The organism is Runella sp. R5_40, assembly GCF_057652295.1.
Map to the genome: position 1 here is coordinate 129,283 of NZ_JBYFCH010000011.1, position 12,427 is coordinate 141,709.

Genomic DNA, 12,427 nt, shown 5'->3' on the forward strand with positions numbered 1-12,427 from the left:
AGCCCGAACGCAATGCCTTAAAATTTAACCAATAATTCGGCTTGTTCGCGGAGGAGTTTATTGATAAGCGGGTCAATGACTTCCCCATCGACAAAATTCTTTTTCATAAACGGAATTTTGACCCGCTGGGCAAGTACGTGCATTCCCAAATAGCTAAAGACGTCGATTAAGTGGCTCAGTGCCAAAGCCGACCCTTGTACGCCATCCGAAATTCCGACCAACGCTGCCTTCTTGTGGAGCAGCTCGCTAGGGTAGCCAAGCCCGTCGATAAATACTTTGAGCGCCCCAGGAAAAGAACCGTTGTACTCGGGGACGATGAAAACATATTTATCAGATTCCTTCATTAGTTGGCGATATACATTAAAAGACTCATTTTTGCCGTTGTTTTCGTATAAAGCCGATCGAATGAAATCATCGGGCAGGTCTGCAATATCTAAAATCTGACTTTCGGTATGGAGTTCAGAGAGCAGGGTTTGGTAAAAAGTAGCCACCTGCTTCGATTTAGAACGGCGGCGATTTGTACCCACAACAATGGTAATCATAGAGTTTTGGAGAAAATATTTTTAAATGTAACTCAAAACTTACCGTAAATTGTTCTGAAAAAGTTAATCAAATTACGATTCCTCAAAAAACTATCTACACATGGCTCGTTTTTCTCGTCTTCACGTATATCAAACCTTACTGGATGTTCCTATTGTTCCCCTTTTCAGTAGCCAAGACCTTGATGTTTGCAAAAACGTCCTAAGCGCTTGTTACAAGGCTGGAATTCGGGTATTTGAACTGACCAACCGTGGAGATTTTGCCCATGAATTGTTTGCGGAGTTGGTAAAAACTGCGCGTATCGATTATCCCGATTTGATTTTGGGCGTGGGAACTATCATCGACCCTGCCACGGCGGCTTTGTATTTGCAGTTAGGCGCTAATTTTATCGTCAGCCCAAGTTTTGATGCCGACGTTGCCAAAGTGTGCAACCTCCGAAAAATAGGCTATTTGCCAGGCTGTGCCACGTTGACCGAAATCTCAACGGCGGAGTCGTGGGGCGTAGAAATCATCAAATTGTTTCCAGGCGACACACTTGGGCCTTCGTTTGTGAAAGCCCTAAAAGCACCCATGCCCTGGACGACCGTACTGGTGACGGGCGGCGTAGAACCAACCGAAGAAAGCCTAAGTACGTGGTTTGGCGCAGGGGCGGATGCGGTAGGTATTGGCTCGCGCTTGCTTACCCCCGAAATTCTCCAAAAGAAAGACTGGGAAGCCCTCGAACATCGCGTAAAGAACGCCCTAGCGCTCGTGTGCTAAGGGTTTCTCTTGTGTGGAGGGTTTCTCAAAACCCGCTCTCTCATGTGCTGAGGGTTTCTCAAAACCCGCCTCTCGTGTGCTGAGGGTTTCTCAAAACCCGCCTCTCGTGTGCTAAGGGTTTCTCAAAACCCGACCCTGTGTGTCCCAAAACAAAAACTTTGAAGTAGATTCCAACCATTTTAGCTTCCATAGCGTCATAAAGTCAGAACGGATTGCATGAAAGATGAACGTACGCTAGTTGAGGGGTGTCGAAATAAAGACCGCATTGCCCAACGAACGCTCTATGAGCGCTTCGCTGGACGGATGTTTGCGGTCTGTCAGCGCTATACCCGTAGCCGTTTTGAGGCCGAAGACGTACTTCAAGAAGCATTTGTGAAAATTTTTACGCAAATACACACCTTTCGTTACGATTGTCCGTTGGAGGCATGGATTAAAAGAATCATGATAAATACGGCCATTTCGTACTTACGTAAGGAAAAAGCCTATTTAGACCAAGCCGATGTGGACGACTATGCCGATGCGGTTTCGGAGGGCGAAACGACCGTTTCGGGTATGGAATACCAACAACTCCTGGGCATGGTGCGTGAGCTGCCTGCGGGATGTCAGTCCGTCTTTAATCTGTATGCCATTGAAGGTTATCAACACAACGAAATTGCCCAAATGTTGGGGATTTCGGAAGGAACCTCCAAATCGCAGTATGCTCGGGCAAAGCAGCTTTTACAAGCCAAGATTTTAGAAACAAACAATACGAACTCTTCGTAGAGCGAAAAAGAAGTGTGGGAAAAAACAAAGAGTTTGTACATCAATTGAATACTACAACCAACATGGCTTCTTCGGAAGAACATACATTTGAAAACGAATGGCGGCGACGTTTCGACGACGCTTCTGAGACGCCCCCACCTGCTTTGTGGGAGCGCATAGAGGCGCGCTTAGATGAGGAGGAAGAAGAGCGCGTCATGGTAATTCCTTTCTGGCAACGGACACAGCAACTGCGCTGGGTGGCCGCGGCGAGTGTTACCGCTTTGCTTTTGGCCGTGGGTGGATGGTGGCTAAAAACCAACCTCCCCGAAAAAACAGTGGCTACTTCGACGCAATTGGCCCAACAACCACGCGCTACAGAAACCACTAAATCGGAAAATCTACGTGTGCCATCAGCCAAAGAAAATGACCCCAAAACAAGTTTAGCCGCAAAGAGCGAACCTGTTGCCGATGAGGGTGTTGCAGAGACGTCAACGAAAGTGACACGGGCAAAAGAACAAGTTGCTGCTGTACCTTTGTCGGGAGAAACTGCTCGGCTTATGGCTAGTTCGTCTAAAAGAAATGGGGGGCAAAAAGGAAGAGCTGCGAGACAAGAATCGAAGCTGCTCGTTACACCAGCTTTGATTTCGCCTTTTTCTGAACAAACAATAGCCTCAGCAACGACCCAAAACACAACGCCTAACAGCGGAGAAAAAATGAGTGCGAGAAGCGGGGCATCAGCTGAATTGCCAGCGACAGCGATTTCAGAGGGAGCTCTGACTACTTCCCCGTTGGAACCAAAAGTAAGCCCTGAAATGACATTGGCGTTTTTAGAAAGTAAACAATTGCGGCAATTAGTAGGGCATCCAAAGCGTCAACCTTGGGTAGCTGTCCCTTCAGAACCTATCGATTTTGTAAAACCCAAACAGTTGCCGAAAGAATACTGGGCCTCGGTGGGGGTGATGCCAGCAAGCTACAATGCAGGGGTGGAAATAGGCAGAAGGGGAATGTTGGCGGCTGCAAGCAACACACCTTTATATAACAATTTGGCGTCGTTTAACAACTCCGCACGAACTTCTTCAGGTACGAACCGCTCGGCGCTTTCGTACGCGTTTCAGTGGCAAGGGGGAGTGCAGTTATCCTCTCGTTGGTCGTTGGAAAGCGGAGTCAACTACCTTCAAGGGAACTCTATTTACCAAGGTGTGAATGCGTTTAGTACGTTGAGTAACAGTTATATCAATAGCCTTGAAAGCGCGGTTAATTTAAGCGATAACAACGTCCCTCGTTACGATTTGGCAACCATCGGTTCGGATAAGTCACTCGTCCAAACCTTATCTACTACGCAGGATATTAGCAACTCATATCAGTTTGTACAAGTGCCAGTTCAAACGGGTTTTGCGCTTATTAAACCCAAACGTAAGTTTTCATTGTGGCTTTTGGGGGGAGTTATCAATAATATTTTCTTGAAAAACTCTTTCCAAACGGGGCAAGATAACATGGTAACGGTGAGTGGCAACGACAGCCCTTACCGCCGCTTATCGTTTGCGGCTACTACAGGTATGCGCCTTCAATACAAAGTCAATAAGCGCTGGACGACCTTACTGTCAGGGAATTATCAGCGGTCGGTAGGTTCAACAACCCGAGCCAATGCAGCTTTCCAATCTCGTCCTCAGCTCATGGGGGTAGGTGCAGGAGTTCGGTATGGATTTTAGTTGACATTTTGGGCAAACTGTGCCACGGTTGTAGTCGGTTTGCCAAGTTCTTCCCACGTACTTTGCGCAGCGAATGGTTCGGGATGTTCAATCATTGCCTTGATGACATGATAACCGTAATCAGCTTGGCGGTTTAGCAACCCTGCTGTTTTTAAAACCCACAGCGGTAGTTTTGCCGTTTTTAGAGCACGCTTGCTGTAATGCGCTCGATAGATTTCTGCGGCTTCGTCAACCGTCAACGCTTCTGGCCCTTGCACCACATATTCTTTGCATTGGGTGGAAAGAATCAAGAACGACTGCGCTACTTGTTTTCCATAATCAGCCCCTGCAATCCAGTAATTTTTTACAAGTGGCGTACCTGCCAATAAAATCCTGCCACTCTGAACCATTCGTTCGGGGAAAGTTTCCATGAACGACGATGGGTAAAAGATTGTGTAAGGAATGCCCGTCGCTTTGATGCGTTGAATGGCTGCTCGTTTCCAGTCAAAAATCCACCATTGAAATCCTTGATAAGCCTGGATGATGGAAGATAAATACGCAATGCGTTGAATCGGAAATTCACCAACGACCGAAAGGATATTTTGGAGGCCGTCGCGTTCGCCAATAAAGTCGGAAGGACGGGCCGTTTGCTCAAACGAAAGACTCAGATAGATTCCTTCGGCTCCTTCTAGCGCCTTACGAATGGCCGACGTATCAGCCAAATCGCCTTTGATTAACGTAACCGATGCAGGTAAATTTTCTTTTGCTTTTTGTGGGTTTCGTACCAAAGCAGTTACCTCAAAACCAGCCTCCACGAGTGCATGTACAACGGGTTTGCCCAATAAACCTGTTGCACCAAAAACAGTGATTTTTTTCATCTAAATGAGCTTCATTTTATTACTTATTGCCAAGTAAAACCTCAGGAGCTACCATAACCCGCGTGTTTTCAGAAGCATTTTCGAGGTTGAGAACACCGCGCGGGCATACGGCAGAACAAATGCCACATCCTACACACGACGACCGCACGATGTCTTGGCCGCGTTGGGCGTAAGCGCGCACGTCGATGCCCATTTCGCAGTAGGTCGAGCAGTTGCCGCAAGAGATGCACTGACCGCCGTTGGTGGTGATGCGGAAACGTGATTTTTTTCGCTGCCACATACCAAGGTACGCCGCCAACGGACATCCAAAACGGCACCAAACGCGGTTGCCCATCATTGGATATAAACCCGTTCCAACCACCCCCGCAAAAATGCCTCCTATCCAAAAGCCATACAACGAACGTATGCTGTAACTATCAATAAAAAGTACCGTAGAAGAGCCGCTAAAGTAGGTGTATAAAACCATGGCCGTCATTACCACTGCCGCGCCCAACACCGCATGAATGAGGTAACGCTCAATTTTCCAGGCGGCCAAAGATTTATCCGAAAGTTGTCGATAAGGATCACCGAGGGTTTCGGCCAAGCCACCACAGCCGCATACCCACGAGCAGTACCAGCGTTTTCCAAAAAAATAAGTCAAAATAGGTACGCCTACGACGAATAACACGATGCCCCAAACCAGCATAAAAATGCCTAAATTCCCACTTTGGAGAAGGCTGTTGAGGTTATAATCGAAGAAAAAGTCGTAGTCGAGCGGCCAAATATTTTTGAAATCGAAGTAAGGTTGATTGAGGCTTACCAAGATTTCGGGCAGAAGAAAAGCAACGGCCGTTTGAAAAAATACTACCGAGGCCGTCCGCACTTGCTGGTAGCGGTTGTGGCGGTATTTGATGGCCATTCTTACCCCCATCACCAATACACAAACCGTGTAAATAAACCCATACAAAAACCACCGACTCGCCTCTGCACCATTAAGTGCTCGACTGATGGGGTCAACGAGCATTGTCCAGTTGGCTAAGTATTGCGGATAGTAATACAGCGTAATGTAAAAAAGAATAAGAAAGGCACCGATGATTTTGGCAATCCACCCACGGTTGGTTGACGCATCTTGAAAAATACCGTTGTTTTTATTGCCTGCCAATTGGGTAAGTGCGGGAAGAATAAACAAGAGAGCCCCAACGATAACCAGTCCAAACGTGAGCCCAAACCATAACCAAGGATGCTGTTTGAGTGGGCCTGAGGCGGCGGCTTTGGTGAGCGCGAAGCTGTACTCATCGTAGATGACTTTGTCCCATTGTTGGGCAGTGCGGTATTCGTTGTTAAGGTTGTTGAGAACGGTATCAAAGGCATACGTAAACTCCCAACCCGATTGGAAGGTTTTTTGAACCAAAGGCTGCAACCGTACGCCCAGTGTAGCTTGGTGTTCGGGTTTGAGGTGGGAAGAAATCAGGGTAGGAGTGAGGGTAAATTCATTGAGGGTAAGGGTGGATAGCCACAACCCAAAACCTGCTAAAAGTAGATACAAACCCAGCCGAGATAGAAGTGCCATTTTCTTCAAGTATTTATGGCGAAGATACGGGAAAACCTTCACCTTCCCGAAAGTTCTTACCTACCTTCCCGAAAGTTTCAGAACTTTCGGGAAGGTGGCGGTGAAAAAACAAAAAGCGCGAGACAGGTTGCCTCGCGCTTTAGCGTATAGTACAAAGTGATGTTTACAAAATTGCTTCCGCCAACACCAATACTTTATTGTTTAATACTTCTACCACACCACCATCTACGGTAAAGGTTTCTTTGCCGTTACCTTCAATGATGATACTGCCTTTTCCAAGTGTACTTACAAGGGCGGCGTGGTTGTTCAAAATTTGAAACTGACCTTCCGTACCAGGAAATGTTACCGCAGTAGCCTCACCTGAAAAGACTTTTTTGTCGGGAGTAATGATTTCTAATGTCATAGTGTATCAATTTGAAAATTTGAAAATTTGAAAATTAAAATTTCTAATCTCAAATTTTCAAATCAACTCATTTTCAAATTATTTGCCAGCCGCTTCTTTCAACAAACGCTCACCTTTTTCGATAGCATCTTCGATGGTACCAACCAAGTTGAAGGCCGACTCAGGAAGGTGATCGTAAGCTCCGTCGATGATTTGGTTAAAGCCTTTGATGGTATCGTTGATATCAACCAATACACCTTTCAAACCTGTAAACTGCTCAGCTACGAAGAACGGTTGCGACAAGAAACGTTGTACACGACGAGCGCGGTTTACTGTTTGCTTATCTTCTTCCGACAATTCTTCCATACCCAAGATAGCGATGATGTCTTGCAATTCTTTGTAACGTTGCAAGATTTGTTTTACGCGCTGTGCACAGTTGTAGTGTGCATCACCAAGGGTTTCCGCCGAAAGAATACGGCTTGTAGAATCTAGTGGATCTACCGCAGGATAGATACCCAACTCAGCAATTTTACGGCTCAATACCGTTGTTGCATCCAAGTGGGCAAATGTTGTTGCTGGAGCAGGGTCAGTCAAGTCATCGGCAGGTACGTAAACGGCCTGTACTGATGTAATTGAACCACGTTTTGTTGACGTGATACGCTCTTGCATGGCACCCATTTCCGTAGCAAGTGTAGGTTGGTAACCTACCGCTGATGGCATACGTCCCAAAAGGGCTGATACCTCAGAACCTGCTTGTGTAAAGCGGAAGATGTTATCAATAAAGAAAAGAATATCGCGACCTTGGCCTGTACCATCTCCGTCACGGAAGTACTCAGCGATTGTCAAACCTGACAATGCCACACGAGCACGCGCTCCTGGAGGTTCGTTCATCTGACCAAACACGAACGTAGCTTGTGAATCTTTGAGTACGTCATAATCAACTTTGCTCAAGTCCCAGCCACCTTCTTCCATGCTGTGTTTGAAGCCTTCTCCGTATTTCATGATACCAGCTTCAATCATTTCACGCATAAGGTCGTTTCCTTCACGTGTACGCTCACCCACTCCTGCAAATACCGACAAACCTGCGTATGCCTTTGCAATGTTGTTGATAAGCTCTTGAATCAATACGGTTTTACCTACACCCGCACCACCAAAGAGACCGATTTTACCCCCTTTTACGTAAGGAGCCAACAAGTCGATTACTTTGATACCTGTATAAAGTACTTCGGTAGCAGTTGCCAAATCCTCAAACTTAGGAGCAGCGCGGTGAATCGAAAGTCCGTTTGACTTATCAACAGGCTTTAGTCCGTCGATAGGATCACCTACTACGTTAAATAGACGGCCTTTGATATCGTCGCCGATGGGCATCAAGATGGGGCCACCCATGTTTGTTACTTCCATTCCACGTTGGATACCTTCTGTACTATCCATCGCGATGGTGCGCACGCGGTCTTCGCCAAGGTGCTGCTGACATTCCAAAACTACCGTTTGTCCGTTGGGCTTGGTTACTGCCAAAGCGTCAAGGATAGCTGGTAAGCGATTGCCTTCCCCTTCAAAACTCACGTCCACAACGGGGCCAATCACCTGCGTTACTTTGCCTATGCTTGTTGTGTTTGCCATTATTTGTTAAATAAGCGTTATCAGTTATCTGTTGTCCGTTAATGTTATCGTTACCCGCTAATTTTGAAGGAATTCCACTCAACGGATACGCGGATAACTATTAACTCATCCTTTCAGGCCGCAAAATTAGGCGTTTGTTTTCTGAAACCCAAAATCAGTTATCTCTATTTTGGATATTTTTTATAGAAATGACCTATTTTATCGAAAAATGTTGTGCGAAAACGAGTTTGACCCGCAAATAGAAGCATTCCAAATCCAAATCATAACAAACAAATTAAAGAGGGTGACTGTTGATTTAGCAGTATTTTGTTAGTAACCTTGTAAAAGTTACCACTCCTACTGCTTGAAACTCTATTTGCAACTATCGGCGAGCCTTCTGCTCTTAGCAACCTTGCTTCCGTTTGTCCGAAGTGATTATTGGACTTTTCGGGTGGCCGAATTCCCACGTTTACAGAAACTTTTCCTTGGGCTCGTGGTGCTTGGGTGGTATGCCGCTGTTATGTCGGTGGCGTCGTGGTTGGATTGGAGCGTGGTGGTGCTGCTGGTAGCAATGCTTGTGTATTTGGCTTGGCAAGTGTATCCGTTTACGCCTTTTGCCCCAAAACAACTCATCAAAACGCGTATCATTAATGCAGACCGAACGCTGAGTTTGATGATGTGGAATGTGTATCAGTACAATCGCAATGCAGCGCGTTTTCTTCGGCTTGTCCAAAAGGTAGATTCTGACGTTATTTTATTGGCGGAGACAGACTTGTGGTGGCAAGAAAATGTGCGCTCGTTGGAAGAAAAATACCCGCATCTAGTGCATGTTCCGTTGGAAAATACCTACGGAATGCTTCTCTATTCCAAACTACCGCTGTTAGAGGCAAAAGTGCATTATTTGGTCGAAGAAGGTATTCCTTCGATTCATGCCAAAATACAACTTCGTTCGACGGAAGAAGTGCAATTGTTTTGTATTCATCCGACCCCGCCCGTTCCGCAAGAAAACCCCCGCTCGACGGAGCGAGACAAGGAGTTGTTGCTCATTGCCGAACTTGCGAAAACGAGTACAAAGCCTGTGGTTGTTTGCGGAGATTTGAACGACGTAGCGTGGAGTTATACCACTGATTTGTTTCAGAAAATGAGCGGCTTACTCGACCCGCGCCGTGGCAGAGGTTTCTTCAATACCTTTCATGCCAAAATTCCCTTTTTGCGTTTTCCGCTCGATCACGTTTTTTGTTCTACCGATTTTACACTCATCAAAGTTGCCCGCCTTCAAAACAGTGGTTCAGATCATTTTCCGATGTATATAAAATTACAGTACGAACCCAAGGCTGTTTTGGTACACGACGAGCCGCAGCCGACAGCGGAAGAAGAGCAAATAGCCCAAGAAAAGATAGAGAAAGAAACGCGGGATGAAGGCCCCGCTACTGAATAGGTCGTCACCTTCGTAATATGATTCTGAAGGTGGTGCCTTTGCCTACTTCGGACGATTTGACGAATAGTTTCCCGCCGTGGTATTCCTCCACAATCCGTTTGGCCAGCGTCAGACCTAGCCCCCAGCCCCGTTTTTTGGTACTTACACCAGGTTTAAAAACTTTTTGCCAACTGCCGCGCGGAATCCCTTTTCCCGTATCACTGATGTCGATAGCTATTTCCTGTTTATTGAGGGCAAACATTCGGACGTTGAGCTCGCCTGCGCCCGTCATGGCATCGACGGCATTTTTACAAATATTTTCGACTACCCATTCAAAAAGGTTGCGGTTGAGGTACATCGAGCGCTCAGTGTCTAACTCGTTGATAAACTGCAGTTTAACTTTTGTGGAAATACGCCGCTTGAGATAGTCTAAGAATGGGCCAAGGACTTCTACCATCTTTTCGTACTTCATGGTAGGTGCCGAACCGATGCTGGAAAAACGCGCCGTAATCATTTCGAGTCGGTTGATGTCTTTCTCAATTTCGCGGGTGTATTCTTCTGGGTAGCGGTCGGGGTCGGTTCGGAAAAATGACACCCAACCCATCAGCGACGCAATGGGCGTGCCTAGCTGGTGAGCAGTTTCCTTAGCGAGCCCTACCCATACGCGGTTTTGTTCGGCAGCCCTTGATGAACTGAAAATAAGGTACGCCAAAAATGCCAATACGAGCAGGCTTAGAAGCTGGGCGTAGGGGTAGTAGCGCATTTGTACCAACAGGGGAGAGTCGCTGTAATAAATGTATTGTTTTGTCCCCATGACGTCAACCACAATAGGAGGGTTTTCCTCTTTCATTTCTTCAAAAGCTTCCTTCAAAAGCCTGGTGTGCTCGGCTTCCGAAACGTTGCTGGGAATGTCGAGATTGATGTCACCTTGGGGTTGCAGGTCTTCACTGACCAATACCGTAGGGATTCGGCTTTGTTTGATATTTTCCCTGACGATTTCGAAAAGTTTGGTGTAATCTTCGGTTAAGTCAGGGTGATTGGCTTGGTACTCAATGAGTTGGGCAAAGATGGCGAGCTGTCGGTGTTCGCGGGTATCGAGGTTGTCAACGATGTTGTAGGTATAAAAAATCGAAGCGATGCCGATAAGCGCCAAGTTGACACCAATAAATAATTGGTACACGTTTTTTTGGCTGTAAATGTCTATCGTTGGAAATTTCATGGGGGATACCGAAATTTTTTTTGTAAAATAAGTACAACAGAAGCATCTAATTGCTTTTGTAAGTCGTATGTAATATTGAACGAAAAATCAAAAAGTAAACATATACCTTGTGAATTGGGCTGTCAAAGGAAAAAGTTTTTGATGACTATCCAAAATATGACAAAAATCAGTTTCACAACCCGTATAAAGTCATCTTTTGAATTTTAAAAATGGTTCTAATTGCGGTGTAACTTCTTTTAGTAGTTTATACTCATTCTAAATTATTTTTTACTCGGATTTTAATTCTTCAAAACGCGTTGTTTGAGGTAACTTTGTGAACTTTTTTCTGGCAAGTGACATGGAATATTTACAGTTTAGAAGCGTTGGCATTTCGTATAAAACAGCCCCACTAGAGATTCGTGAGCAAATTGCATTAAATGAAGATGAAGCCAAAGGCTTGATGCTCAAAGTGCAAGAGTTCTTCGGTGGGACAGATATTTTGGTGGTTTCGACTTGTAACCGTACTGAAATCTATTACAATGCGGCGGCCAACTGTAACGTTGATATTGCCAAATTACTGCTTATTCAAAAAGGGCTGACCAATACCGAAGCCTATCTTCCTTATTTCATAGACTATACCGAGCAAAACCAAGCCGCTCGTCACTTGTTTGAAGTAGCCACGGGGCTGCACTCGCAAGTAGTAGGCGATATGCAAATTCCGAACCAAGTAAAACACGCCTATCAGTGGTCGGTTGACTTGGGCATGGCGGGGCCGTTTTTGCACCGTTTGCTTCACACTATTTTCTTTGCCAACAAGCGCGTTGCTCAAGAAACTTCTTTCCGCGATGGTGCCGCTTCAACTTCGTACGTGGCAGTAGAGCTAATCGAACACGCAACAGCGTTGAAAGCAAATCCGTCGATTTTGGTGTTGGGCGTTGGGGAAATTGGAACGGACGTTTGTCGCAATTTGAAAGAAAAAGAATACACAAATATCACCGTAGTTAACCGTACTCGGGCTAAAGCGGAGCAGCTGGCCAATGAGCTGGGTTTTGGCGTGGCTGATTTTGAGAATGTGGAAGAGGAAATCCTCAAAGCAGACGTGGTGATTTCGTCGATTTTGCGCGATGAGCCTTTTATCAATAAAGCCCTCTTACAAAAGAAATCACTTCACTCGTTCAAATATGTGGTTGATTTGTCGGTGCCTCGGAGTGTAGCTGCTGATGCAGAGCAAGTACCTGGGGTAATTGTGTATAACATCGACAACATCCAAGCCAAAGCCAACGAAGCGCTCGACCGTCGTTTGGCGTCGGTACCGCACGTGCAAACAATCATCGAACAGGCTCTCGATGAGTTTAGCGATTGGTCGAAAGAAATGGTAGTATCGCCAACGATTCAAAAGCTAAAAAATGCCCTTGAGCAGATTCGCCAAGAGGAAATGGCACGCTTTATGAAAAACTTGAGCGAGGAAGAAGCCACAAAAATTGACAAGATTACGTCGAGCATGATGCAGAAAATCATCAAGCTGCCTGTACTTCAACTAAAAGCTGCCTGCAAACGTGGCGAAGCAGAAACGTTGATTGACGTGTTAAACGACTTATTCAACCTTGAGCAACAACCAGAACGGCGTTAGTCTTTCTTGGGTTTACTGTTTTAGGTTTCTTTTACTTGTTTGCTTT

11 protein-coding genes are annotated in these 12,427 nt (G+C 45.9%); 5 read left to right on the forward strand and 6 right to left on the reverse strand.

The features are described 5' to 3' along the window. Window positions 1-17: 17 nt before the first annotated feature. A complete protein-coding gene (locus AC23N5_RS19120; RefSeq protein ID WP_183974563.1) occupies window positions 18-542 on the reverse strand; it encodes an NADPH-dependent FMN reductase in 525 nt (174 codons plus the stop codon). A gap of 100 nt (window positions 543-642) precedes the next feature. On the opposite strand from AC23N5_RS19120, the gene AC23N5_RS19125 reads away from it, so the two are divergent. From AC23N5_RS19125 to AC23N5_RS19135, 3 genes are all read left to right on the forward strand, one after another. Then, entirely contained in the window at window positions 643-1,299 is a 657-nt protein-coding gene (locus AC23N5_RS19125; RefSeq protein WP_487756821.1) for a bifunctional 4-hydroxy-2-oxoglutarate aldolase/2-dehydro-3-deoxy-phosphogluconate aldolase, read from the forward strand. Window positions 1,300-1,515: 216 nt separating this feature from the next. Next, window positions 1,516-2,061, forward strand: coding sequence for an RNA polymerase sigma factor (locus AC23N5_RS19130; RefSeq protein ID WP_183974560.1), 546 nt, complete (start codon window positions 1,516-1,518; stop codon window positions 2,059-2,061). 44 nt (window positions 2,062-2,105) lie between these two features. Then, on the forward strand, window positions 2,106-3,749 hold the full coding sequence (locus AC23N5_RS19135) for a hypothetical protein (protein WP_487756822.1): 1,644 nt from the start codon (window positions 2,106-2,108) through the stop codon (window positions 3,747-3,749). Here AC23N5_RS19135 and AC23N5_RS19140 read toward each other — a convergent pair. The 4 genes from AC23N5_RS19140 to atpD form a co-directional block, all read right to left on the reverse strand. Continuing rightward, window positions 3,746-4,606, reverse strand: a complete 861-nt coding sequence (locus AC23N5_RS19140) for an SDR family oxidoreductase (RefSeq protein WP_487756823.1) — start codon at window positions 4,604-4,606, stop codon at window positions 3,746-3,748. The genes AC23N5_RS19135 and AC23N5_RS19140 overlap by 4 nt on opposite strands. Before the next feature lie 19 nt (window positions 4,607-4,625). Continuing rightward, complete coding sequence (locus AC23N5_RS19145) at window positions 4,626-6,155, reverse strand: 4Fe-4S binding protein (RefSeq protein ID WP_487756824.1); 1,530 nt, start codon at window positions 6,153-6,155, stop codon at window positions 4,626-4,628. A gap of 163 nt (window positions 6,156-6,318) precedes the next feature. Then, a complete protein-coding gene (gene atpC, locus AC23N5_RS19150; protein WP_028525889.1) occupies window positions 6,319-6,558 on the reverse strand; it encodes an ATP synthase F1 subunit epsilon in 240 nt (79 codons plus the stop codon). Window positions 6,559-6,636: 78 nt separating this feature from the next. After that, a complete protein-coding gene (gene atpD / locus AC23N5_RS19155; RefSeq protein ID WP_122933353.1) occupies window positions 6,637-8,157 on the reverse strand; it encodes a F0F1 ATP synthase subunit beta in 1,521 nt (506 codons plus the stop codon). A gap of 343 nt (window positions 8,158-8,500) precedes the next feature. Between atpD and AC23N5_RS19160 the strand changes: the two genes are divergently transcribed. Next, window positions 8,501-9,574 (forward strand): endonuclease/exonuclease/phosphatase family protein, encoded by a 1,074-nt coding sequence (locus tag AC23N5_RS19160; RefSeq protein ID WP_487756825.1) that lies wholly within the window; start codon window positions 8,501-8,503, stop codon window positions 9,572-9,574. Between the two features lie 4 nt (window positions 9,575-9,578). Here the strand turns inward: AC23N5_RS19160 and AC23N5_RS19165 are convergent, their stop codons facing one another. After that, window positions 9,579-10,772 carry an ATP-binding protein gene (locus tag AC23N5_RS19165; RefSeq protein ID WP_487756826.1) on the reverse strand — a complete coding sequence of 398 codons (1,194 nt, stop codon included), beginning with the start codon at window positions 10,770-10,772 and terminating at the stop codon, window positions 9,579-9,581. A gap of 337 nt (window positions 10,773-11,109) precedes the next feature. On the opposite strand from AC23N5_RS19165, the gene hemA reads away from it, so the two are divergent. Continuing rightward, window positions 11,110-12,381, forward strand: a complete 1,272-nt coding sequence (gene hemA / locus AC23N5_RS19170; RefSeq protein WP_183974554.1) for a glutamyl-tRNA reductase — start codon at window positions 11,110-11,112, stop codon at window positions 12,379-12,381. The last annotated feature ends 46 nt before the right edge of the window (window positions 12,382-12,427 follow it).